The following is a 23,181-nucleotide window of genomic DNA, read 5'->3' as shown; positions in this document are numbered from 1 at the left end:
ATGCACGTCCTCGTGGTGCACAACCGCTACGCGTCGGCGCAGCCGAGCGGGGAGAACAAGGTCGTCGACCAGGAGGTGGAGCTGCTGCGCGCGGCCGGCCACCGGGTCGAGGTGTTCGAGCGGCGCAGCGACTCCATCGCCGACCGGTCCCTGCCGGGAAAGGTCGCGGTGCCGCTGCTCGTGCCGTGGAACCCGGCGGTCCGCTCCGAACTCGCCACCCGGCTCCGCGCCGAGCGGCCGGACGTCGTCCACGTCCACAACGTCTTTCCGCTTCTGTCGCCCGCGGTCCTCGCCGCCTGCTCCGACGCCGACGTGCCCGTCGTCGCCACGCTGCACAACTACACCCAGGTCTGCCCGCCCGGCACGCTGCAGCGGGAAGGACGGCCGTGCACCGAGTGCGTCGGCAGGACACCGCTGCCCGCCGTCCGGCACGGCTGCTACCGGAACTCCCGCCTCGCGACCGTGCCGTTGGCGGTCAGCCTGCAGGTCAACCGGCGGCGGTGGTGGTCCGGAGTGGAGCGGTTCTTCTGCATCTCCGAGGCGCAGCGCGACGTCCTGGTGCGGTCCGGCATGCCGGCCGAACGCCTCGCGGTGAAACACAACTTCGTGCCGGAGCCGTGCGCCCGACGAGCGGGTGACGGCGAGCACGTGCTCTATCTCGGGCGGCTCGCGGAGGCCAAGGGCGTACGCCTGCTGATGGCCGCGTGGGACGAGCTCTCGGCGAGCGGCGGTGTGGGTGTGCCGCTCGTGATCGCGGGCACGGGGCCGCTGGAGCAGGAGGTGACCGCCTGGGCGGCGGGCCGGGACGACGTGCGTTACGTCGGCCTGTACGACACGGCTGAGTGCCAGAAGGCCATCGCCCGGTCGGTCGCCGTGGTGGCTCCCTCGACTTGGCTGGAGGCGTTCGGCCTGGTGGTCGTCGAGGCGATGGCGGCCGGGGTCCCGACCGTCGCCGCCGGTCACGGAGCCTTCGTCGAGCTCGTCGAGGACGGGGTGACCGGCCTTCTTCACCGGCCGGGTGACGCGGCCTCGCTCGCGTCCCGCATACGCCGGATCGCGGCCGAACCGGGCCTGGGCCGGGAGATGGGCCAGGCGGCCCGGTGCCGATACGAGCAGGGCTTCAGCCCGGCCGTCGGCCTGGAGCGCCTGTTGGAGGGGTACCGCACCGCGATCGCGGTGCGGTCAGGCGGCGGGGACAGCCCGCTGCCGTCAGGTAATGGAAACACCGGCTCACGACGGGACACCCGCGTGAGCAGGGGGGATGGGGAAAGTAAATGACAGGATGCCGACTCTGCGGTTCGGCGACGCTGGCGAGCGTCGTCGATCTGGGGGCCACCCCGCCGTGCGAGAGCTTTCTCGCCGCGGACCGACTGGACGAGCCGGAGCCCGCGTACCCGCTGCACCTGCGGGTCTGCACCGACTGCTGGCTCGCGCAGATCCCGCCGCTGATCACGCCGGAGGAGACGTTCAGCGAGTATGCGTACTTCTCCTCCTTCTCGACCTCCTGGGTGGAGCACGCGCGCGCGTTCGTCGCCGACGCGGTGGAGCGGGTGGGTCTCGGCTCCGAAGGCGCTGAGGGCACTGAGGGCGCTGAGGGCGCTGAGGGCTCCGGCTCCTTCGTGGTCGAAGTCGCCAGCAACGACGGGTACTTGCTGAAGCACGTGGTGGACCGGGGAATCCGCTGCCTGGGCATCGAGCCGTCGGTGAATGTCGGCGCGGCCGCACGGGACGCGGGCGTACCCACGCTCACGGAGTTCCTGTCCCCCGAGACCGGCGCGGCCGTCCGCGCCGAGCACGGCCCGGCGGACCTGGTCGTGGCCAACAACGTGTACGCGCACATCCCCGACGTGGTCGGCTTCACCCAGGGGCTGCGCGCCCTGGTCGCCGACGACGGCTGGGTCTCCATCGAGGTGCAGCACCTGCTGACCCTGATCGAGGAGAACCAGTACGACACGATCTACCACGAGCACTTCCAGTACTACACGGTCGCCTCCGCGATCCGGGCGCTCGCCAGCGGCGGACTCGCGCTCGTGGACGTCGAGTTGCTGCCCACGCACGGCGGCTCCATCAGGCTGTGGGCCCGGCCCGCCGAGGTGGCCGGTGAGCCGTCCCGGCAGGTGGCCGACGTGCTGGCCCGCGAGAAGGCCGCAGGTCTCCAGGAGCTGTCCGGGTACACGGAGTTCTCCGCCCGCGTCGCCAAGGTGCGCAGGGACCTCCTCAAGTTCCTGATCACAGCGGCCGAGCGCGGTGAGACGGTCGTCGGCTACGGCGCCCCGGGCAAGGGCAACACCCTGCTCAACCACTGCGGCATCCGGCCCGACCTGCTCGCGTACACGGTCGACCGCAACCCCTACAAGCACGGCAGGTTCACGCCGGGCACCCGCATCCCGATCCTGCCGCCGGAGCAGATCGCCGCCGACAAGCCGGACTACGTGCTCGTCCTGCCGTGGAACCTGCGCGCCGAACTGACCGAGCAGCTGTCCTTCGTCCACGAGTGGGGCGGTCGCCTGGTCTTTCCCATCCCGGAACTGAGCATTGTCGAGGGCACGTCTTTGAAAGAGGGCACAGCATGAAGGTCGTTCTGTTCTGCGGTGGTTACGGGATGCGGATGCGCAACGGCACCTCCGACGACGTGCCCAAGCCGATGGCGATGGTCGGCCCGCGGCCGCTGATCTGGCATGTCATGCGCTACTACGCGCACTACGGCCACAGGGACTTCATCCTGTGCCTCGGGTACGGCGCCCACCACATCAAGGACTTCTTCCTCAACTACGAGGAGACGACGTCCAACGACTTCGTGCTGCGGGGCGGGAAGACCGAGCTCCTGTCCACCGACATATCCGACTGGACGATCACGTTCGCGCAGACCGGCATCGAGTCGCCGATCGGTGAACGCCTCCGCCGGGTGCGGCACCACCTGGACGGCGACGAGATGTTCCTCGCCAACTACGCCGACGTGCTCACCGACGCCCCGCTGCCGGAGATGATCGAGAACTTCTCCCGGCGCGACGCCGGTGCCTCGATGATGGTGGTGCCGCCGCAGTCCTCGTTCCACTGCGTGGACCTGGGCGAGGACGGCCTGGTCGGGGGCATCACCGCGGTCAGTGACATGCCGCTGTGGGAGAACGGCGGCTACTTCGTGCTCCGCCAGGAGGTCTTCGACCACATCCCGGAGAACGGTGACCTGGTCGCCGACGGATGCGCCCAACTGGCCAAGCGCGGACGCCTGGTGGCGCACCAGCACCGCGGCTTCTGGAAGCCGACGGACACCGTGAAGGAACGGGCCGCGCTCGACGAGTCGTACGCCCGCGGCGACCGCCCGTGGGCCGTGTGGGAACGGGACCGCGTCGGAGCGAACGCGTGATCCGGCTCGGGGCCGGACCCCTGAACGGGATCGTCGCGGTGGGCGCACACTGCGACGACATCGCCATCGGCGCCGGCGGCACACTCCTGACGATGTGCCGCGCGCACCCCGGCATCCGCGTCGACGCGCTGGTGCTCTCCGGCGGCGGCAGCGACCGGGAGCAGGAGGAGCAGGCCGCGCTCGCCGCCTTCTGCCCGGGGGCCGACCTGCGCCTCACCGTGCACAAGCTGCCGGACGGCCGACTCCCCGCCCACTGGGAAGAGGCCAAGGCCGCGGTGGAGGAACTGCGCGCGCGGACCGAGCCGGATCTGGTCCTCGCGCCCCGTACCGAGGACGCGCACCAGGACCACCGCGGCCTGGCGCGGCTGATACCCACCGCGTTCCGCGATCACCTCGTACTCGGCTACGAGATCGTCAAGTGGGACGGCGATCTCGGCCGCCCCTCGGCGTACCAGCCGCTGTCGGACCGGATCGCCGAAGAGAAGGTGCGGCTGCTGCAGGAGCACTACCCCTCGCAGCGGCACCGCCCCTGGTACGACCGCGAGGCCTTCCTCGGCCTCGCGCGGATCCGCGGCATCGAATGCCACGCGCGCTACGCGGAGGCGTTCGATGCCGCCAAACTCACGCTCGATCTCGGCACTTTCACTCTGGGGGAATGAACCTTGCGCGTACTGCTGACCGGACACCAGGGCTACCTGGGCACCGTGATGGCCCCGGTCCTCAGCTCAGCCGGGCACGAAGTCGTCGGCCTCGACGCCGGCCTGTTCGCCGACTGCGTCCTCGGCCCGCCGCCCGCGGACCCGTCCGGGCACCGGGTGGACCTGCGTGACGTCACGGCCGAGCACGTGGCCGGGGTGGACGCCGTGATCCACCTGGCCGCGCTGTCCAACGACCCGCTGGGAGCGCTGGCGCCGGAACTCACCTACGACATCAATCACCACGCGTCCGTACGCCTGGCCCGCCTCGCCCGCGAGGCCGGTGCGCGGCGCTTCCTGTACGCGTCGACCTGCTCCGTCTACGGCGCCGCGGGCGGCGACGAGCTGGTGGCCGAGGACGCTCCACTGCGCCCGGTGACGCCCTACGCGGAGTCCAAGGTGCGGGTGGAGGACGACCTGCACGCGCTGGCCGACGCCGACTTCAGCCCGGTGTACATGCGCAACGCCACCGCCTTCGGCTACTCGCCCCGGCTGCGCGCCGACATCGTGCTGAACAACCTGGTGGGCCACGCGCTCCTGTCCGGCGAGGTGTTGGTGCTCTCGGACGGCACGCCCTGGCGGCCGCTGGTGCACGCGGCCGACATCGCGCGGGCGTTCACGGCCGCGCTGACCGCGCCGCGGGAAGCGGTGCACGACCGGGCGTTCAACATCGGCAGCGAGGTCAACAACGTCACGGTCGCCGAGATCGCCGAGCAGGTCGCCGACGCGGTGTCCGGTTCGAAGGTGGTGATCACCGGGGAGACCGGCGCCGATCCGCGGTCCTACCGGGTGGACTTCTCCCGCTTCCGCGACGCGATACCCGGCTTCGACTGCGAGTGGACGGTGAAGCAGGGCGCGCACGAACTCGCCGACGCCTACCGGGAGCACGGGCTGACCCGGGAGGACTTCGAGCAGCGCTTCACCCGCCTCGCCGTGCTGCGCGCGGAGTCCGAGGCCGGCACCGTCGACGACACCCTGCGGCGGCGCCGATGACCACGCCGGGCGAGCGGATGCACGCCCTGGTGGAGCGGCTGTATCCGCTCTGCCGGAGCATCACGGGCGACGGTGTCCGCGCCACCCTGGAGATCGTCGGTGAGTACGTCCCGCTGCAGGTGCGCGAGGTGCCGACCGGGACGCAGGTGCTCGACTGGACGGTGCCGCAGGAGTGGAACATCCGGGACGCGTACGTCGCCGACTCCGCGGGCAACCGTGTCATCGACTTCGCCGCGTCGAGCCTGCACGTGCTCGGCTACAGCGTGCCGGTGGCGCGGACCATGCCGCTGGCCGAGTTGCGACCGCATCTGCACACCCTGCCGGACCACCCGAACTGGGTGCCGTACCGCACCAGTTACTACAAGCCGGAGTGGGGGTTCTGCCTGGCTCAGGACACCTTGGACGCGCTGCCCGACGGCGACTACGAGGTGTGCGTCGACTCCACGCTCGAAGACGGTCACCTCACCTACGCCGAGCACGTGGTCCCGGGGCAGGTCCCGGACGAGGTGATCGTCTCCTGCCACGTCTGCCATCCGTCGCTGGCCAACGACAACCTGGCCGGCATCGCGGTGGCGACGTTCCTGGCCCAGGCCCTGGCGGAGCAAACTCCGTACTACACCTACCGGTTCATCTACGCGCCCGGCACCATCGGGGCGATCACCTGGCTGGCGCGCAACGCGGAGCGCGTCGAGCACGTCAAGCACGGCCTCGTGCTGGCCTGCGCCGGTGACCGGGGCCAACTGACGTACAAACAGAGCAGGCGAGGCGACGCGGAGATCGACCGGGTGATGCGGCACGTCCTTGCCGCATCCGAACGCCCGCACCGCGTCGACGAGTTCACCCCGTACGGATACGACGAGCGGCAGTACTGCTCGCCCGGGTTCGATCTCGGCGTGGGCTCGCTCAGCCGGACCCCGTACGCCGGGTACCCCGAGTACCACACCTCGGCGGACAACCCGGACTTCGTCTCCCCGGAGGCGATGGAGGACACGCTCGCCGTCTGCCGCGAGGCGTTCGCCGTGCTCGACCGCAACCGGCGGTACGTCAACCTCAGCCCGTACGGCGAACCCCAGCTGGGCAGGCGCGGGTTGTACGACTCGCTCGGCGGGCGCAGCGACGCCAAGGAGGCCCAGATGGCCATGCTCTGGGTGCTCAGCCTCTCCGACGGCGAGCACGGTCTCCTCGACGTCGCCGAGCGGTCGGGGCTGCCGTTCGAGGCCGTCGCCGCCGCGGCCGACGCCCTGCACGGCGCCGGGCTGATCAAGGCATGACGTCGATGGCCACCGAGGGGGAGAAGCGGACCGCCAAGCGGGCCATGGCGGGCCGGCTCTCCTGGGGCCTTGCCGACCAGGCGGTCTGCAGCCTGAACAACTTCGCGGTGGGCATCTACGTGGCACGGTCGCTGGGGCTGACCGCGTTCGGTGTGTTCAGCCTGGCCTGGGTGACCTACGGCGTGGTGCTCAACGTCTCCCGCGGCCTTGCCACCGATCCGCTCGTGGTGCGCTTCAGCGGTGTGTCGACCGAGTCCTGGCGCGCGGCGGCGGCCCGGTCGACGGGTACCGCGCTTGGCGTCGGCGGCGCCATCGGCGCGGTGTGTCTGGTGGCCGGGCTCGCTCTCGGCGGTCAGGTGGGGCCCGCCTTCGCCGCCCTCGGCGTCGTCCTGCCGGGGCTGCTCCTTCAGGACGCCTGGCGGTTCTCGTTCTTCGCCGCCGGCACCGGGCGCAAGGCGTTCACCAACGACGTCCTTGCGACCGTCGCGCTCGTCCCGGCCATGGTGGTGGCGGCGCGTGTGGACACCGTGGCCGCCTTCGTGCTCGCCTGGGGCGCGGCCGCCGCGGTGGCCGCGGGGTACGGCTGCCTCCAGTCCGGCATCCGGCCCCGGCTGACCGAAGCGCGCGCGTGGCTTCGTGAGCAGCGCGACCTCGGCTACCGGTACCTGGTCGAGAACGTCGGCGTCAGCGGCGCGGCCCAACTGCGGGCTTACGGCCTCGGCTTGATCGTCGGGGTCGGCGCGGTGGGTGTGGTCCGGGGTGCCGAGCTCCTGCTCGGCCCCTTCCTCGCCGTACTGATGGGTCTTTCGCTGGTCACCGTCCCGGAGGCGGCACGGGTGCTGCGGCAGGCCCCGCACCGCCTCGCGAGGTTCTGCCTGCTGCTCGGCGCCGGTCTCGCCGCCGGCGCGGTGCTCTGGGGCGCGGCGCTGCTGCTTGTGCCCGACAGGCTCGGCGAGTTCGTGCTCGGCGACGTCTGGAGCTCCGCCTCCGAGCTCATCGTTCCGGCGGCGCTCGGCGTCGCGGGCGCCGGGCTCGGCAGTGGCGCGGCGGCCGGGCTGCGCGCGCTCGCCGCCGCCCGGCGCAGCCTGCGCGTCCAACTGTTCGCCTCCGCCTGCTACGTCGGCGGCGGGCTCGGCGGTGCGGCCGTGGGCGGCGCCGTCGGCTCGGCCTGGGGTGTCGCCGCCGCGACCGCCTGTGGCTCGGCCGTCTGGTGGCTGCAACTGCGGGCCGCCCTGCGCGAGCGCCACCGCAATTCCCTTTCCGAAGTGAGGACCACATGACCGGTTTTGGACGCATTCCCCGGTTGAGCATCGGCCTGCCCGTGTACAACGGCGAGGAGTACCTCGCCGAGTCGCTCGACGCCCTGCTCGGCCAGACGTACGAGGACTTCGAGCTGGTCATCACCGACAACGCCTCGACCGACGGGACCCAGGACATCTGCCGCCGGTACGCCGCGAAGGACTCGCGTATCCGCTACCTCCGGCTGCCCCGGAACATCGGCGCCGCGCCGAACCACAACTACGTGTTCACCCAGTGCCGCGGCGAGCTGTTCAAGTGGGCCTCGCACGACGACCTGTACGCCAGGGACCTGCTGCGGCGTTGCGTGGAGGTTCTCGACGAGCGGCCGGACGTCGTCCTCGCGCACTCCGATCAGGCGGTCATCGACGGCGACGGCAAGGTGAAGGTCCCGTACGAGTACACCCTCGCCACCGACTCGCCGCGCGCGCCGGAGCGGTTCCGCAGCCTGTTGTTCGAGCCCGGCGGCGACGACTTCTACGGGGTGATGCGCGCCGACGTGCTGCGCCGGGTGAAGCCGCACGACAGCTACCACCACGCGGACCGCACGTTCGTCGCCGAGATCACTCTGCACGGGCGGTTCCACCAGGTGCCGGAACTGCTGTACTTCCGTCGCGACCACCCCACCCGCGCCGAGCGGGCGAACCCCTCCAAGCGCTCCCGGTGCGTCAACCTGGACCCGCGCAGGGCAGGGCTGCTGCACCCGACGCCCCGGCTGCTCGCCGAGTACGTCTGGGGCTTCGCGTCGGCGATCCAACGGGCGCCGCTGTCCTCGGCCGACCGGCGCGCGTGCTATCGGCACCTGCTCACATGGATGACGAGTCGCGCCCGGCCGGGCGCGGGGGAGCGGGTCGAGGACCGCGCGCCGGTCGACCCGGGACTGCTCAGCGTCTCCCTCGACGACCTCGTCGCCGGACGTGAGGGGCGACGGACATGAGGTCGACGAGCAACGCCCCTGTGCGTGTAGGGGTGTTCGGCCTGCTCGGCTCCGGCAATCTCGGCAACGACGGGTCGCTGGAGGCCGTGCTCGGCCACCTCCGCGCCGAGCACCCGCAGGCGGCCGTGGACGCGCTGTGCGGCGGGCCCGAGGTCGTCGCGGCCCGGTACGGCATCCCCGCGACGCGGCTGCACTGGTACCGAGGGGAGTACCGGACCGCATCGCGTGCGGGTGCCATCGCGGCCAAGGGGCTCGGCAAGGTCGTCGACGCCGTCCGCACCGCCGCCTGGGTGCGCCGCCACGACGTGGTGATCGTGCCGGGCATGGGCGTCCTGGAGGCCACGCTGCCGCTGCGGCCGTGGGGCTTCCCGTACGCGCTGTTCCTGCTCTGCGCGAGCGGCAGGCTGTCCGGCACGCGGGTCGCGCTGGTCGGCGTCGGCGCCGCACCGATCGGCAACCGGGCGACCCGGGCCCTGGTGCGCTGGTCGGCGCGGCTCGCCACGTACCGCTCGTACCGCGACGACCAGTCCCGCGACGCGATGCGGACGATGGGCGTGAACACCGCGCGCGACGAGGTCTATCCGGACCTCGCCTTCGCCCTGCCGACGCCGACGCCCGCGCCGACAGCGACAGCGACGCAGGCAGGCGAGCCCGCGGCACCGGCGGGCCCGGTCTGTGTCGGCGTCATGGCCTTCCACGGTGGTGACGACGACCGAGCCAGGGCCGACGAGATCCACCGGCGCTACCTCGACGGGACAACTCGCTTCGTACGCAAGCTGGTCGAGGAGGGGCGGCCGGTCCGGCTGCTCACCGGCGACGAGTGCGACGCGCCGGTGGTCGCCGCGATTCTCGACGCGGTGGACTCGCCGCTGGTCACCGAGGCCAAGACGGCCTCGCTGGCCGACCTCATGAAGGAGACCGCGGCGGCCGACACCGTGGTGGCGACCCGGTACCACAACCTGATCTGCGCGCTGAAGGTCGGCACGCCGACGCTCGCCCTCAGCTATGCGGCGAAGAGCGACGCGCTCATGGCGCAGATGGGCCTCGGCGCGTACCGCCACCCGGCTCGCGAGATCGACGCCGACCACCTCCTCGAGCAGTTCCGGGAGGTGGAGCGGCGGTCGGCCGAGCTGCGACAGATCCTGGCCGAGCGGAACCAGGTCGTCGCCCGGCGCCTGGAGCGTCAGTTCACCGCCCTGACCGCGGCCCTTTTCCCGACCGCCGACCGCACCCACGCCCGGCAGGAGAACCCATGAAAGCGACCGAAGTCCCGGAGATCGCCGGCGCGTTCCTCTTCGAGTCGACACCGTACGCCGACGAGCGCGGCTTCTTCTGCCGCACCTTCGACGCCGAGGTGGCCCGCTCGGTGGGCCTCGACCCGCACGCTTTCATCCAGGACAGCGTGTCCCGCTCGGCCCGCGGCGTGCTGCGCGGCCTGCACCTGCGCTCCGGTGCCGGCGAGGCCAAGCTCGTGCGGTGCTCGTACGGGAAGATCTTCGACGTCGTCGTGGACCTGCGCACGGACTCGCCGACGTACCGCAACGCGGCCTTCTTCGAACTGTCCGGCGAGACGCAGGTGACCCTGTACATCCCGGCCGGGTGCGCGCACGGCTTCCAGGCGCTGACCGAGACCGCCGACACCTCGTACCGGATCGACCGGTCGCACGATCCGGCCGAGGACGTGACGATCGCCTACGACGATCCGGAGCTCGCCATTCCGTGGCCGCTGCCGGTCACGTCGATGTCCCAGCGGGACCGGGAGGCGCCGAGCCTCGCCGAGGTCCTGAAGCAAGAAGAAGGGTGAAGTACCCGTGGACGGTGAAGTACCCGTGGACTCCGAAGAGTTCCTCCTGCCCCGGTCGCGCAAGGCGAATGAGCGGCTGCACGCCCTGATCCCCGGGGGCGCGCACACGTACGCCAAGGGCGACGACCAGTACCCCGAGAACCTGGCCCCCGTCATCAGCCACGGCCGCGGCGCCCACGTGTGGGACATCGACGGCAACCGCTACATCGAGTACGGATCGGGGCTGCGGTCGGTCAGCCTCGGCCACGCCCATCCACGCGTGACCGAGGCGGTGCGGCGGGAGATCGACCGAGGCAGCAACTTCGTGCGGCCGTCCGTCGTGGAGGTCGAGGCCGCGGAGCGCTTCCTGGCCACGGTGCCGACCGCAGAGATGGTGAAGTTCGCGAAGAACGGCTCCGACGCCACCACCGCCGCGGTGCGCCTCGCCCGCGCCGTCACCGGACGCCCGCGGGTGGCCCTCTGCGGCGACCATCCGTTCTTCTCCGTCGACGACTGGTTCATCGGTACGACGCCGATGTCCGCCGGTATTCCGGCGGCGATCAACGACCTCACCGTGGCGTTCCCTTACGGGGACTTGGCCGCCACGGAGGAGGTCCTGACCCGCCACCAGGGCGAGGTCGCCTGCCTGATCCTCGAACCCGCCACCCACACCGAGCCCCCGCCCGGCTACCTCGCGGGGCTGCGCGAACTGGCCGACCGGCACGGCTGCGTACTGATCTTCGACGAGATGATCACCGGGTTCCGCTGGTCGGAGGCGGGCGCCCAGGGTCTGTACGGCGTCGTCCCCGACCTCTCCACGTTCGGCAAGGCGCTGGGCAACGGGTTCGCCGTCTCCGCGCTCGCCGGGCGCCGCGAGCTGATGGAGCGGGGCGGCCTTCGTCACTCCGGCGAGCGGGTGTTCCTGCTGTCCACCACGCACGGTGCGGAAACGCACTCCCTGGCGGCCGCGATGGCGGTCCAGTCCACCTACGTCGAGGAGGGCATCACCGCGCGGCTGCACGCTCTTGGCGAGCGGTTGGCCGCGGGGGTCCGCGAGGCCGCGGCCGGCATGGGCGTCGGCGGCCACGTCGTCGTCCGGGGGCGGGCCAGCAACCTGGTCTTCGCCACGCTCGACGAGAGCGGGCAGCCGTCGCAGCGGTACCGCACGTTGTTCCTGCGCCGACTCCTGGCGGGCGGAGTCCTCGCCCCGTCGTTCGTGGTGAGCAGCGCGCTCGACGACGCCGACATCGACCGGACCGTCGACGTGGTGGGGGAGGCGTGTGCGGTGTACCGCAAGGCGCTGGACGCAGGGGACCCCACGCCCTGGCTGGCGGGGCGGCCGGTGAAACCGGTGTTCCGGCGCTTGGCGTGAGTCAGGTGGAGTGAGGTGAGGTGGGATGGGGCGAGGTGGGATGGGGCGAGGTGAGCTGACCTGAGCTGAGCTGAGGTGGTGTGAGCGGGCGTGGCGTGGCGTCAGCGGCTCTCCTGCCGACCGGCGTCCGCCATCCGATCGGTCAGCCGGTCGGCCGTCCGGTCGACCAGCCACGCGGTCGCCGGTACCACCGCCAGCGCGGTGCACCAGCCGCCGAGGACGTCGGTCGGGTAGTGCGCGCCCAGGGCCACCTGCGCCCAGCCCATGGCGGCACCGGCGGCCGGCGCCGCGGCGAGCACGAGGAGCGCCCCGGACGTCCGGCCGAGCCCGAGCCGCCCCGTCACGAGCAGCGCCACCACCAGGGCGAGCGCGGTGAGGAAGGCGGTGTGCCCGCTCGGGTAGGACAGGTTGTCGTCGCCGTGGATGGTGCGTCCCACCAGGTACTTGAGCAGCGTCGCCGTCACCACGGTCATGGCGGAGGCGGCGACGACGAGCACCGCCGCGCGAGGCTGCCGAAGGAACAGGCAGCCCGCCACAAGGCCCACGACCAACACCGCGGCTCCGGCGGGCTCCCCCAAGAAGTCGATGACCAGAGCGACGTTCCGCCATGGGGGCCGCACGCTGTCCGCGGTGGGGTCGATGACCCACCTGTCCACCGTGCCGGGCTCGCTGTGTCCTGCGTACAGGATCCCGATCACGACGACCACCGGCGCGGCGAGGACCGAGACGAGCCCGAGCCACGCGCGCAGAAGAGAGGGCAGCACCAGAGGCCTCGGTTCCTGTTCCGGTCCTGCTCCGGCCAGGCGATCCAACGCGAGCCCCCCCGTCGTGTCCGACCCATCCATCAATGACCACAACTGCCCGAGAAACTAGCAGAGTTGAAGGAGGCCGGGGAATATCCAACGAATTCCCCCTGCTATGGTGCGCCGATGTCATCGATCAAGCAGTTCCAAGTCACCTTCGACTGCGCGGAACCCGAGCGCGTCGCCCGCTTCTGGTGCGAAGTGTTGGGGTACGTCGTATCGCCTTCCGAGGATCAGGGTTCGTGGTCTGCCTGCAGCGATCCCACAGGCGTGGGCCCGCGGCTGTTCTTCCAGCGCGTTCCCGAGGGCAAGGTCGTCAAGAACCGGGTTCACCTCGACGTACGGGTCGGCACCGGCCTCGTGGGCGAGGAGCGCCTCGCCGCACTCGAGGCGGAATGCGCGCGCCTGATCCCGCTCGGCGCCGTACGCGTACGGCTGCTGCCTGCCGATGACGAGAACGAGTCCTGCATCGTCATGCAGGACATCGAGGGCAATGAGTTCTGCCTCGACTGAGCACCATTGCCGCTTCAGGTGTGCCGATACGGCAGTTTGGAGCGGCCATTGTTGCCCGGCCGTGGAATCGATGCGGAATTCCGCATGTGCCAGGCTGCGGAGCAACATGGGCTGGACATTCAAATTGCACGGTGGTGTCGCGGTCGTACTGGGCTTTGTGCTCCTGGTACTGACCGCGCTCAGTTGGCTGCCGGGAACCTTCTCGTTGGCCGGGGCCAGGTGGTTGGTGGTGGCGGGTTTCGCGCTGCTGCCTCCGGTCTTCCTTTCCGCCCTGGTGCGTGGATTCCTGGCGCGCACGGACCGCCAGTCGCTGTGGCTGGCCTTCCGATGCCTTCCTGGCCAGGTCCAAGTGGGGCTTGCGGCCTTGTTCGTGTCGGGCGCCGTGATGGCGGTCGTCACCATGGGAGGCGGGACGAACCTGCAGGCTGCGGAGATGAGGGAAGGCCGGTACTTCGCCCTCGACACCACTCCGCACGCGCGCGGCAGGGTCGAGGTCTCCCGGAGCCGGTACGAAGCTGTCCTGGCGAGCGACCGGCGCCCCATGCTCGTGATCCCGGGGATGCTGTTCATCGGTGCCGCGTTCGTCGTCCTGACAGCCGGAGAAGTACGCCGAGCGGATCATGCCGCCACGCTTCGCACGCGGTGAACGACGACCACGGTGTGGTGTGGGAGAGGCCCGCGGTCTGCTGGTCGGCGACATGACCGCCGGTCCCGGCTCACGCAGGCCCTGCCGATTGGTGCGACCTGTTTCGACCTGGTTCAACCGGTTCAACCAGGTCCGACCAGATCTCCCGCGCGCCCGGTGGCGTCCCGGCCGACGCCACCGGGCGTCCGCGTGATGTGTGGTCAGCTCTCTGCGCGGTCGGCTCTCATGGCGGTCAGCCGGGCCACCTGCCGGTCAGACCGCGGGCGGCGCTGGCGCCCGCGCGGTCGACGGTGGCCTTGACCGCCGCGAAGATCGCTCCCTGCAACGTGGCGGCGAGCAGCACTTCGTGCCAGCTGCGTTCCTCGTCGGTGGCGTCCGGGGCTTCCTCGCCGTGACCGAGCACCTTCCACGCCTTCTTGAACATCGCCGCGGCGATCATGCCGCTGACGGCTCCCAGCGCGAAGCCGACCGGCTTGTAGGCGATGGTCGATGCCTTCACGAGCGTCCTCCCCTCCCGCGGCGGGAGACCAGCCACAGCACGAGCGCTCCGGTGGTTGCCGCGACCAGGAGGGCGGTGCGGTGGTCCCGGGCGGTTCGCGCGCCTCGGGCGGCCTGGTGCCGTACGGGGTCGGGCAGGGTGTCCTGCACCTGGTGCGCCACGTCGGCGGCCTTGGCCCTGACCACGTCGGCCTTGGCCGCGGCCTGATCCTTCGCCTCCGCGGCCTTGACCTCCGTCTGCTGCCTGACCTGGGCGGCCTTGTCCTTCACCCGGGCCTTCACGTCGGCCTTGGCCGCGAGCGCCTCGATCGTCTCCCCGAGCTCGGAACGGGTCTGCTCCACCTGCTCGCGCAGTTCCTCGGGACCGGCGGCGGTGGGTTCGTCATGCGGCGGCTGGGTCATCGCCTGGCACTCTCCTTGATCGTGGCCACATCGGCCTTGACGCTGTCGATGGCCTGTTCAGGGGCGGGCGGGGCCGCCTGGCCGACCTGCTTCTTGCCGGTCGCCGCCAGCACCGCGGCGAGCACGCCGAGCACGGCGGTGACGATCAGCGCCGCGGCCCACACCGGAAGCGGCACGGCGAGAGCCGCGATCGCGGTCGCCACCAGTGCCTGCAGCATCAGGAACCCGACGACGCCGGCGCCGCCGAACAGACCGCCGCCCCTGCCGTAGCGTTTGCCCTTCTCCTTCATCTCCGCCTGCGCCAAACGCAGTTCACCGCGCACCAGCTCGGTCAGCTGCTGCGAGGCGCGCTGCACCAGTTCGCTCACCGGCTCATGACCGGGGCCCCGATCCCGACCGGTGTCCCGATCCTGTGCGGTGACATGTGACTTCGTGCCTGACACGGCGATCACCTCCCGTCCTTCTCGACGTACCGGCCGGGAGCGCATCGCAGGCTTCCCGGTCCTTACGGACGCGCGGGTACCCCGGACAGGGCGGCTCGGAACCAAGGCGGTGTGCGGTGCTTCAGCGTCGTACGGCTGCCTCGCGCTCGGCCTCCGGCAGGTCGGCGACGGCGGCCGGGGCGTCGCGGAACATCGAGGCCATATGCCGGTCCTGCATCCGTGCGCCGCGCGCCTCGAGCCGCCTCCGGCCTCCGGGCAGGACCCCGAGGACCCTGTACCGGACGGTGTTGCTCGCGAGGGAGAGGAGCAGCGCCCAGGGGATCCGGCGGCGCAGCCCCAGGTCGCGCATGCCGTCCTTCCCCATGAAGGCGGTGAGGAGGCTCGCCTGACGGGCCCTCTCGTAGCGCTGGTGGAGCCGTTCGAGGGCAGGGCCGCGGTGGCCGAAGCAGCGTTCGGCCTGGGCGTCCAGGGTCTGTCGCGCCAGGTCCCGGCCGGCCTGGGTCTGCCCGGCGGCGGCCAGCAGGATGTGGTGGTTCCAGCGATGCCGGACGCTCTCGTCGTCGGTCAGCCACTCCGGTGAGACGCCCATCAACCAGCCGATGCAGCGCCACAGGTGCATGAGGTCGTCGCGCTGCGCGCGGGTGAGCCGCACACCGAGTCCGAGGCAGCCGACGATCACTGTGCTGTCGAAGAGCCCGAGCGTGCCCGCCTGGTCGGCCTGGTTGATCGGATATCCCCAACGCCCGGTGTCCCAGCGGGGTTCGAAGCGCGCGTTCACCAGGGCGTGCATGGCGCGCACATGAACCGTCAGGCGCCAGCCCTCGGCGCCGGGGCGCAGGCCCCCGGCCCGGGTGACGGCATGGGACCACTTGGTCGTCTCGCCCAGGCGTCGCAGCGTCGTGCCGCCGGTCAGCCCTCCGGTGAGGACGAGCAGGTCGGACGGGCCGCCGAAGCGGTAGCCGCCGATGAGGGACAGGAGAGTGAGTACGTCACCGGAGTTGCGGCCGAGATAGCGGTAGGCCGCGGCGCCCCGCTCGACGCGGTCCCAGTCCACCCAGTCGGGCACGGTCGTCGCGTGGTCGAGGAGGGCCCGCAGCGCGGGCGGCAGTTCCCTGGGCACATCGGGGGCCGCGGACAGCGCCTCGCCGATCTGCGCGTGTGTGACGCGATCCGGATCACCGGCGGGCAGCCGCATCGCCTCGGCGAGGGCGGCGCCCAACTCGTCGCGTTCGAGGAGCGCGTTCCCCAGACGCTCCATCAGCGTCTCGTCGACGTCCTTGTCGATGTCGGCGAAGAGGAAGATCGCGCGGGCGATCCTGCGACCGCGGTCCTCGGCCTCCCGGAAGCGGCTCGGGAAGCGGCCTGTGTCACGGACCTCGCTGATCTGCGTCATGCGACCCGTTTTAACGCGAATATTTGCTCGCATACAATTCGCGTTATGCGGAAGGAGCCCCGGCAGGAGCGGTCCCGCCAGATGGTGGAGCGGATCGTCGCGGCAGGGCGGACGGTGCTGGCACGCGACGGTTACGCACGCTTCGTGACCACGCGGGTCGCGGACGAGGCGGGCATCAGTCCGGGCTCCCTCTACCAGTACTTTCGCAACAAGGACGAGTTGCTGACGGTCCTCATGGAGCGGTTCTGGGCGGAGACGGGCGACCGGGTGACGGCGTCGTTGGCCGACCGTTTCACCGATCCGCCGGAGCGGCTGATCCCCAACGCGGTGGAAGCGCTGCTGTCCGCGATGGAGCACGATTCGCAACTGCTTCGCGTTGTGACCGAGGAGGTTCCGCCGCGGTACAGCGAGGACCATCTGCACGCGCTGCGCCGCCGCATCCAGGACCTGGGCTCCGCCTACCTCGCGGGGCGGGCGCCGGGGGAGCGGGGCGGGACCACGCGCTCGTGGGTGATCGTGTCCGCGATGGAGGCGCTCAGCGTCCGCTGGGTCCTGGAACGCCCCGCGATCCGGCGTGAGGAACTGGTCGAGGAGCTCACGACGTTGGTGACCAACTATTTGACCGGGACGAAGACGGTCTGACCCCCGACCGGTCACGTGGCGTACGGCAATTCAGCCATGGCGCGCAGGTGGTCGTTGACCGTTCGAAGGCCGCGTGTGACCGTCGACGCGCCAGGAACGGCAGGGGAGTTCACGCAGTCAGGGGAGGGACAGGGATGACGGTACGTTCGCTCAGACTCTCGTCGGTGGCGCTGCTCGCCGCGGGGGTGATGACCGTGGTCGGCGCCGTGGGGACGGCGCAGGCGACGGAACCCGCGGCCGCTCGCGCGATCGGCACCGCGGTGACGCTCCAGAGCGACCCGACGCCGGAGGAACAGGAGCGGCTCCGCGAGATCGCGGGGTCGATCTGGACCCCGGAGCTGGCGGCGGGCTGGAACATGAACGCCGATGTGGCGAACGTCCTGTCGGAGGTGACCGGCGGAATCCTGAAGTGCTCCGAGGCCTTCGCGCTGGTCCCCAGGCCGCCCGCGTTCATGCCCGGTCTGAGCTATCTGCGCCAGTACTGGAAGCAGATCAGGGACTACTTCCTGGTCGTCAAGGAGAACCGTACGTACCGGGCTTGTGTGGTGTCCGCCGCGGCCCACTACCGCTCGATCATCGAGATGGCCTCGGCGGGGATCTAGCGCTGCGTGGCCTTGGCGTAGAGGGCGGCCGCTTCGGTGCCGAGGATCACGCTGTACGACACGTCGGGGGTGTCGCCGCCCCCGTGGTAGCCGCCGAGGACACCGATGAGGTGGCCGTCGGCGGTGACCCACGGACTCCCGCTGGTGCCGTTGCTGAAGCCGGGGCAGCCGATGCTCTGTTGGCCCGCGCGGAAGCGGTTCGTGGTGCTGGTGCAGGTGCGCGGGGCGTCCTCGTCGGAGGGGTAGCCGGTGACGGTGACGCGGTGGTCGGTGCCCGCCACGGTGTCCAGGGTGTTGGCCCCCGTCACGTCCTCGACCCGTCGGCCGTCCAGGGGTTCGAGGACGGCGAAGGCGAGGTCGTGGTCCTCGTCCCCGTCGTGGGTCCAGTGGTCGTCGGCGTAGACGCGGTCGATCGTCCACAGGCCGTAGGGCGCCTTGCCGTCGTGATAGCCGGGGGCGAAGGTGACGCCCTCGCCGTCGCTGAGGCAGTGGCCCGCGGTGACGATGAGATCGCGGTCCTTGCTGTGCACCACGGAAGCGGTGCAGAAGTGGCGGCCGTCCAGACCGCCGTCGAAGAGGGCGCCGACCCGTGCCGTGGCGGCGGGCGACACGGGGTGCGCGGCCGGGGTGACGGCGTGGGGCAGCGCGTTGGCGTTCGCGAGCGCGAGGCACGAGAACAGGGCGCCCACGGCGAGCAGCGCCCGCAGGCGCCTGCGCCTCGTCCGTACGCGCTTCGTCATCCGCCGCTCACCTCGCTCACTCGGCACCTCGCGCACCTCGCACTTCACTCACCTCACACCTCGCTCGCTTGCCGGGAAGCATGCCCGAGGAATCTGAGGATTCTCTGTGACGCCACGCACAAATGATCTCGATGAGCGATGAATGCCCGCAGGCCGCCGCGTGAACGGCCGGAGGCGGGCGCGGAGCCCTCCTTCATGGGCCACCGCAACTCCTGCTTTGCGTGCGCCGGTTGATGCGCCGGTGGCGGCCACGCGCCCATCGGGAGCGATCTCCCCACCGTCGCGTCGGCCACCCTCGTATGGCGGGCCACAAGCAATCAACTCCCGTGTGCCACAGTCGAGTTGGGCCGAATTGGCCGGACGTCGAGTCAAGCTGAGGCAAAATCTCGTCGAGTTGGTCCAGTCCTTTACGGGCGCGGGAGCGCGGCAGAGGCACCCGGCACCGTGAATTGGTACGGCCCGGGGGCCTCCCCACCCGCGTTGACATGCCCACGGGTGGTGGTTCCCTGAGAGGTCTGTACCGCAGGAAGCGCGTCCGACCCCCGCCCCATCGGACCCGTTCCCCCATCCACCACTGCCCTCGTACGCCGCAGGCAGCGGCGGACACACGGACGCGAACCGAAGGAGAGCGAGCCTCGGACGCCTCACCTCCCCCAAGGAGAGCCGTGTCCCCACTCAGATCCACAGCCAGACCCCGCGAGGCCCTGGCCTCGCCCCGACGCCTCGTCGCACTCCTCGCCGTGCTCGCACTGGCGCTGGCCGGACTCACCGCACGTGCGGCCCCCGCCCACGCGGCCGCCAAGCTCACCGCGACCTTCGTCAGCGAGGGCAGCGGTACGTCCTGGACCGGCAAGTTCGTCGTGAAGAACAGCGGCGACACCGCCGTCGACACCTGGTCCCTGGAGTTCGACCTGCCCGACGGCGTCACCATCAGCGACCACACCCACGGCACCGCCGAGGTCAAGGGCAAGCATGTGGTCGTGACGCCCGCGTACTACAACGCCCGCGTCCCCGCGGGCCGTGACACCGAGCCGTACAGCTACAGCTTCCGCGGCAGCGGCCAGCTCAAGCCTCCGACGGGCTGCCTCATCAACGGCGACAAGTGCGACGGCACCGCGGCCGTGCCCCCGAAGGCCCCCACCGGGGTGAGCGTCGCCGACACCACCGCCCGTACGGTCGGCCTGAAGTGGACGGCGGCCGCACAGGGCGACTTCCCCGTCGCCTCGTACGAGGTACTGCGCGGCACCACCGTCGTGGCGGGCAGCGCCACCACCCAGGCCACGGTGCGCGGCCTGGAACCCGCGACCGCCTACCAGTTCAGCGTCCGCGCCAAGGACTCGCGCGGCAACACCGGCGAGCCCAGCGCCCCCGTCACCGCGACCACCGTGGACCCGGCGACCGACACCGTGCCGCCCACCGCACCTCGTAACCTCCGTGCCAGTGACGTCACTTCGAGCACCGTGAAGCTCGCCTGGGACGCGGCCACCGACAACCAGCGCGTCGCCGCGTACGACGTCTACCGCGGCACGACCCTCGTGGAGAGCCTGCCCGCCGACACCCTCACCAGCACCGTGACCGGGCTGACGCCCGACACGCAGTACTCCTTCACCGTCAAGGCGCGGGACGCCGCCGACAACGCCTCGCCCGCGAGCAACACCCTGTCCGTCACCACCAAGGAGGCCGTCGGCCAGGGCGGCTACGCCAAGGTCGGCTACTTCGTGCAGTGGGGCATCTACGGCCGCCAGTACTTCGTGAGGGACCTGGAGACGTCCGGCGCCGCGGGCAAACTCGACGTCATCAACTACGCCTTCGCCAACATCGACCCCAAGAACCTCACCTGCCTCAACGGCGTCACCAAGGGCACCACGCCGAACCCTCAGGACCCCAACCAGGGTGACGGGGCCGGGGACGCCGAGGCCGACTACGGCAGGGCCTTCCCCGCCGGGCAGTCCGTGGACGGCGTCGCCGACGACGGCTGGGGCAAGCTGCGCGGCAACTTCAACCAGCTGAAGAAGCTCAAGGCCAAGCACCCGAACCTCAAGGTGCTCGTCTCGCTCGGCGGCTGGACCTACTCCAAGTACTTCTCCGACGTCGCCAAGACGGACGAATCGCGGAAGAAGTTCGTCAAGTCCTGCGTCGACATGTACATCAAGGGCAATCTGCCCGCGTACAACGGCGCGGGCGGTGACGGCGTCGCCGCCGGCATCTTCGACGGCTTCGACCTGGACTGGGAGTGGCCGGGCTCGCCGGACGGTCACCCCGGCAACCACTGGAGCACGGACGACAAGGCCAACAACACCGCCCTGATCGCCGAGTTCCGCAAGCAGCTCGACGCGCTCGGCGGCAACCACCGGCTCCTCACCGCCTTCACGCCGGCCGACCCCAAGAAGATCAACGACGGCTGGGACCTCAAGGAGATCTTCACGTACCTGGACTTCGCCAACGTCCAGGGCTACGACTTCCACGGCGCGGGCAGCGACAACTCCTGGGAACCGAACCGCACCGGCCACCAGGCCAACCTGTACAAGGACGCGCAGAGTCCGTACGCCAATGACTTCAGCATCGACGACGCCGTGAAGGCGTACACCGATCAGGGCGTCAAGCCGCGCAAGCTGACCATCGGCTTCCCGTTCTACGGGCGCGGCTGGCAGCAGGTCGCCGACGGCGGCGCGCACGGCGAGTGGCAGAGTGCCAACGGCGCCGCGCCGGGCCAGTTCCAGGAGGAGGCGGGCACCCGCGGCTACGACAACCTCGTCGCCGCCTTCCCGAACCTGACCGTCTACCACGACGAGCAGTCCGTCTCCACGTACGGCTACACCGGGGCGAACGGCCAGTGGTGGTCCTTCGACGACCCCTGGTCCATCGAGAAGAAGACCCAGTACATCAAGTCCAGGGGTCTGCTCGGCGGCATGATCTGGGAGATGTCGGGAGACACCTCGAACAACATCCTGTTCAACACGCTGGACCGCGGCCTGAAGTGACCACCGCGGCACAGCGGCCGGGGCCGCCTCGGAACCCCCTCCGAGGCGGCCCTTCGCATGCGCGGCGCCTTCCCGTACGCGCGAGCACTGACGCGGGAGCGCTACTTCTCCCAGCCCACCGTCTCCGGCAGCGGGCTGTAGAAGATGGTCGCGCCCACGTTCGCCAGGCCCTTCTTGACGCTGTACGTCGACGGGCCGCTGAACATCGGGAGCCGGGCGTAGTTCTGGAGGGCCTTCTGCTCGACCTTGTTCGCCGCCGCTGCCTGCTTGTCCAGGTCGGCGATGTCCGACGTGGCGCGGATCTCCTTGTCCAGCTCCGGGGACCCGGCCCCCGTGAGGTTGGAGTCACGGTCCGAGCAGTACAGCTCGCACAGGTAGCGGGCCCCGTAGGGATCCATGGAGCGGTTGCCCGAGAGGAACAGGTCGAACTTCCGCTCGTTCAGGATGTTGGCGAAGTCCGCCTGGTCGGCCTTCTTGATGTCGAGGCGGATGCCGACCGGCTTGAGCATCGCGGCGAGGGCGCCCGCGGTGGCCTTCTCCAGCGGTTCGTCGCCCAGAATCGTGTAGCCGATCTCCAGCCTCTTGCCGCCCTTCTCCCGGATCCCGTCGCTCCCCGGCTTCCAGCCCGCCGCGTCGAGGTCCTTCTTCGCCTGGTCGGGCCCGTACTTCAGGACGGCCGAGACGTTGTCCTCGTATCCCTTCTGGAAGCTGTAGAGCAGGCCCGAGCCGGGCAGCGGCTCCTTGTAGTCCAGGCCCTGGAACTGGATCTTGGCGATCTGGCTGCGGTCGATGCTCTCCTGGATCGCCTTGCGCACCGCCTTGTCCCCGAGGACCGACGACTTGGTGTTGAAGTTGATCGCGTACCCGAACGGGCTGCCACCGCTCCGGATCTCGGTGCCCTTGAGCCCCTTCACCTGCTTCAGGCTCTCGGCGTCGACCGCGGAGACGTAGTCGAGCTGACCGTTCTTGAAGGCGTTGACCGCCGCGGTCGGCTCCAGGTTCACGTAGACGCGCTTGTCGAGCTTGCCCTTCTTGCCCCACCACTTCGGGTTGCGGACGAAGGTGATGTTGCCCGAGTGGGTGTCCCACTTGCCGACCGTGTACGGGCCGGCGCCCCACTCGGGGTGCGCCTTCTTCACGTACGCCTTGTTGAAGTTGTCGACCTTCGCCGCCTTCGGGTGCAGGAACGTCGTGAACAGGCTCGGCCAGGAGGCGTTGGCGCCCTTGAAGGTGATGACGGCCTGCTTGTCGTCCTTGCCCCGCGCGACCTCGGTGATCTGGTCGTAGCCCTCCGCGGTCTGGGCCGCGTACGCCTTGTCGGAACCGTTGTTGGCCTTCCAGGTGGCCTTGATCGCGGTCCAGTCGATCGGCGTTCCGTCGTTGAAGGTGGCCTTCTTGTTGATCGTCAGGACGACCTTCTGGTTGCCGTCCTTCACGGACACCTTCACATCGCTGAAGTAGTCCGGGTTGTACTGCACTTCACCGGTGGGCGAGAAGGTGATCGCGTTCGCGTTGTACCAGGCCCACACCCGGGATGCCGTCAGCGTGGCATTGACGTTGAACGGGTTGCCCTGGTCGTCGAACGTCCCCGCCGTCGTGTAGGTCCCGCCGTCCTTGAGCTTGTCGTACGCCGTCGGGTTGTAGTCGGCGGCTCCGGAAGCGGCGGACGGGGTGTTCTTCGCGTCCGAGCCGGCAGCGTCGTCACCGGACGAGGACTGGCACGCGGTGGCGGTGACGGAGATGGCTGCGATGAGGGCGACGGGCAGGGCCAGTCTTGCGCGCATGGGAAAGCGTCCTTGAGTCGAAG

Annotated in this window: 23 protein-coding genes; 16 read left to right on the top strand and 7 right to left on the bottom strand. The window is 70.4% G+C overall.

Annotated features, from left to right (window positions below; genetic code table 11):
- Genes AB0B50_RS29385 through AB0B50_RS29335 form a run of 11 tightly spaced genes read left to right on the top strand, consistent with a single transcriptional unit; the run spans position 1 to position 11,711 of the window.
- Positions 1-1,278 carry a glycosyltransferase gene (locus AB0B50_RS29385; protein ID WP_362338419.1) on the top strand — a complete coding sequence of 426 codons (1,278 nt, stop codon included), beginning with the start codon at positions 1-3 and terminating at the stop codon, positions 1,276-1,278.
- Positions 1,275-2,573, top strand: coding sequence for a class I SAM-dependent methyltransferase (locus tag AB0B50_RS29380; protein WP_362338416.1), 1,299 nt, complete (start codon positions 1,275-1,277; stop codon positions 2,571-2,573). Before AB0B50_RS29385 ends, AB0B50_RS29380 begins: the two co-directional genes overlap by 4 nt.
- Positions 2,570-3,364, top strand: a complete 795-nt coding sequence (locus tag AB0B50_RS29375) for a glucose-1-phosphate cytidylyltransferase (protein ID WP_362338413.1) — start codon at positions 2,570-2,572, stop codon at positions 3,362-3,364. Before AB0B50_RS29380 ends, AB0B50_RS29375 begins: the two co-directional genes overlap by 4 nt.
- Positions 3,361-4,023 carry a PIG-L family deacetylase gene (locus AB0B50_RS29370; RefSeq protein ID WP_362338410.1) on the top strand — a complete coding sequence of 221 codons (663 nt, stop codon included), beginning with the start codon at positions 3,361-3,363 and terminating at the stop codon, positions 4,021-4,023. Before AB0B50_RS29375 ends, AB0B50_RS29370 begins: the two co-directional genes overlap by 4 nt.
- Positions 4,024-4,026: 3 nt before the next feature.
- Positions 4,027-5,052 (top strand): NAD-dependent epimerase/dehydratase, encoded by a 1,026-nt coding sequence (locus tag AB0B50_RS29365; protein WP_362338407.1) that lies wholly within the window; start codon positions 4,027-4,029, stop codon positions 5,050-5,052.
- A complete protein-coding gene (locus AB0B50_RS29360) occupies positions 5,049-6,323 on the top strand; it encodes a DUF4910 domain-containing protein (protein WP_362338404.1) in 1,275 nt (424 codons plus the stop codon). Before AB0B50_RS29365 ends, AB0B50_RS29360 begins: the two co-directional genes overlap by 4 nt.
- Positions 6,320-7,603: a hypothetical protein gene (locus tag AB0B50_RS29355; RefSeq protein WP_362338401.1), complete on the top strand. Its 1,284-nt coding sequence runs from the start codon at positions 6,320-6,322 to the stop codon at positions 7,601-7,603. Before AB0B50_RS29360 ends, AB0B50_RS29355 begins: the two co-directional genes overlap by 4 nt.
- Positions 7,600-8,556, top strand: coding sequence for a glycosyltransferase family 2 protein (locus AB0B50_RS29350; RefSeq protein ID WP_362338398.1), 957 nt, complete (start codon positions 7,600-7,602; stop codon positions 8,554-8,556). The genes AB0B50_RS29355 and AB0B50_RS29350 overlap by 4 nt, the downstream gene beginning before the upstream one ends.
- Complete coding sequence (locus AB0B50_RS29345) at positions 8,553-9,812, top strand: polysaccharide pyruvyl transferase family protein (protein ID WP_362338395.1); 1,260 nt, start codon at positions 8,553-8,555, stop codon at positions 9,810-9,812. Before AB0B50_RS29350 ends, AB0B50_RS29345 begins: the two co-directional genes overlap by 4 nt.
- Complete coding sequence (gene rfbC, locus AB0B50_RS29340) at positions 9,809-10,360, top strand: dTDP-4-dehydrorhamnose 3,5-epimerase (RefSeq protein WP_362338392.1); 552 nt, start codon at positions 9,809-9,811, stop codon at positions 10,358-10,360. The genes AB0B50_RS29345 and rfbC overlap by 4 nt, the downstream gene beginning before the upstream one ends.
- Positions 10,361-10,385: 25 nt before the next feature.
- Positions 10,386-11,711 carry a glutamate-1-semialdehyde 2,1-aminomutase gene (locus AB0B50_RS29335; RefSeq protein WP_362338598.1) on the top strand — a complete coding sequence of 442 codons (1,326 nt, stop codon included), beginning with the start codon at positions 10,386-10,388 and terminating at the stop codon, positions 11,709-11,711.
- A gap of 101 nt (positions 11,712-11,812) precedes the next feature.
- Here the strand turns inward: AB0B50_RS29335 and AB0B50_RS29330 are convergent, their stop codons facing one another.
- Complete coding sequence (locus AB0B50_RS29330) at positions 11,813-12,475, bottom strand: phosphatase PAP2 family protein (RefSeq protein ID WP_362338390.1); 663 nt, start codon at positions 12,473-12,475, stop codon at positions 11,813-11,815.
- Positions 12,476-12,640: 165 nt separating this feature from the next.
- Between AB0B50_RS29330 and AB0B50_RS29325 the strand changes: the two genes are divergently transcribed.
- Both AB0B50_RS29325 and AB0B50_RS29320 read left to right on the top strand, forming a co-directional pair.
- Positions 12,641-13,027 carry a VOC family protein gene (locus AB0B50_RS29325; protein ID WP_362338387.1) on the top strand — a complete coding sequence of 129 codons (387 nt, stop codon included), beginning with the start codon at positions 12,641-12,643 and terminating at the stop codon, positions 13,025-13,027.
- A 70-nt stretch (positions 13,028-13,097) separates the two neighbouring features.
- Complete coding sequence (locus tag AB0B50_RS29320) at positions 13,098-13,673, top strand: hypothetical protein (protein WP_362338595.1); 576 nt, start codon at positions 13,098-13,100, stop codon at positions 13,671-13,673.
- A gap of 232 nt (positions 13,674-13,905) precedes the next feature.
- Here the strand turns inward: AB0B50_RS29320 and AB0B50_RS29315 are convergent, their stop codons facing one another.
- The 4 genes from AB0B50_RS29315 to AB0B50_RS29300 all read right to left on the bottom strand — a co-directional run bounded on the left by AB0B50_RS29315 (position 13,906) and on the right by AB0B50_RS29300 (position 16,409).
- A complete protein-coding gene (locus AB0B50_RS29315) occupies positions 13,906-14,172 on the bottom strand; it encodes a DUF4235 domain-containing protein (protein WP_362338384.1) in 267 nt (88 codons plus the stop codon).
- Positions 14,169-14,573 carry a DUF3618 domain-containing protein gene (locus AB0B50_RS29310; protein ID WP_362338382.1) on the bottom strand — a complete coding sequence of 135 codons (405 nt, stop codon included), beginning with the start codon at positions 14,571-14,573 and terminating at the stop codon, positions 14,169-14,171. The genes AB0B50_RS29315 and AB0B50_RS29310 overlap by 4 nt, the downstream gene beginning before the upstream one ends.
- A complete protein-coding gene (locus tag AB0B50_RS29305; protein WP_362338379.1) occupies positions 14,570-14,941 on the bottom strand; it encodes a phage holin family protein in 372 nt (123 codons plus the stop codon). The genes AB0B50_RS29310 and AB0B50_RS29305 overlap by 4 nt, the downstream gene beginning before the upstream one ends.
- A 196-nt stretch (positions 14,942-15,137) precedes the next feature.
- Entirely contained in the window at positions 15,138-16,409 is a 1,272-nt protein-coding gene (locus tag AB0B50_RS29300; RefSeq protein ID WP_362338376.1) for an oxygenase MpaB family protein, read from the bottom strand.
- 45 nt (positions 16,410-16,454) lie between these two features.
- Here AB0B50_RS29300 and AB0B50_RS29295 point away from each other — a divergent pair, with 45 nt between their 5' ends.
- Together AB0B50_RS29295 and AB0B50_RS29290 are read left to right on the top strand one after the other, a co-directional pair.
- Entirely contained in the window at positions 16,455-17,051 is a 597-nt protein-coding gene (locus AB0B50_RS29295) for a TetR/AcrR family transcriptional regulator (protein WP_362338373.1), read from the top strand.
- 134 nt (positions 17,052-17,185) lie between these two features.
- The gene (locus tag AB0B50_RS29290; protein WP_362338370.1) at positions 17,186-17,653 is read left to right on the top strand and encodes a hypothetical protein; all 468 of its coding nucleotides are present in this window, start codon (positions 17,186-17,188) and stop codon (positions 17,651-17,653) included.
- On the opposite strand, the gene AB0B50_RS29285 is transcribed toward AB0B50_RS29290, so the two are convergent.
- Positions 17,650-18,393: a trypsin-like peptidase domain-containing protein gene (locus AB0B50_RS29285; RefSeq protein ID WP_362338368.1), complete on the bottom strand. Its 744-nt coding sequence runs from the start codon at positions 18,391-18,393 to the stop codon at positions 17,650-17,652. The two genes, AB0B50_RS29290 and AB0B50_RS29285, sit on opposite strands and share 4 nt — an antisense overlap.
- A gap of 704 nt (positions 18,394-19,097) precedes the next feature.
- Between AB0B50_RS29285 and AB0B50_RS29280 the strand changes: the two genes are divergently transcribed.
- The gene (locus AB0B50_RS29280) at positions 19,098-21,374 is read left to right on the top strand and encodes a glycosyl hydrolase family 18 protein (protein WP_362338592.1); all 2,277 of its coding nucleotides are present in this window, start codon (positions 19,098-19,100) and stop codon (positions 21,372-21,374) included.
- Between the two features lie 101 nt (positions 21,375-21,475).
- Here the strand turns inward: AB0B50_RS29280 and AB0B50_RS29275 are convergent, their stop codons facing one another.
- Positions 21,476-23,158, bottom strand: coding sequence for an ABC transporter family substrate-binding protein (locus tag AB0B50_RS29275; protein ID WP_362338365.1), 1,683 nt, complete (start codon positions 23,156-23,158; stop codon positions 21,476-21,478).
- Positions 23,159-23,181 lie beyond the last annotated feature (23 nt).

Source organism: Streptomyces sp. NPDC041068, from assembly GCF_040647455.1.
In the GTDB taxonomy this organism is placed as follows: domain Bacteria; phylum Actinomycetota; class Actinomycetes; order Streptomycetales; family Streptomycetaceae; genus Streptomyces.
Note: the sequence above shows the minus strand (reverse complement) of the source record. Positions and strands in the feature narration are given on the sequence as shown.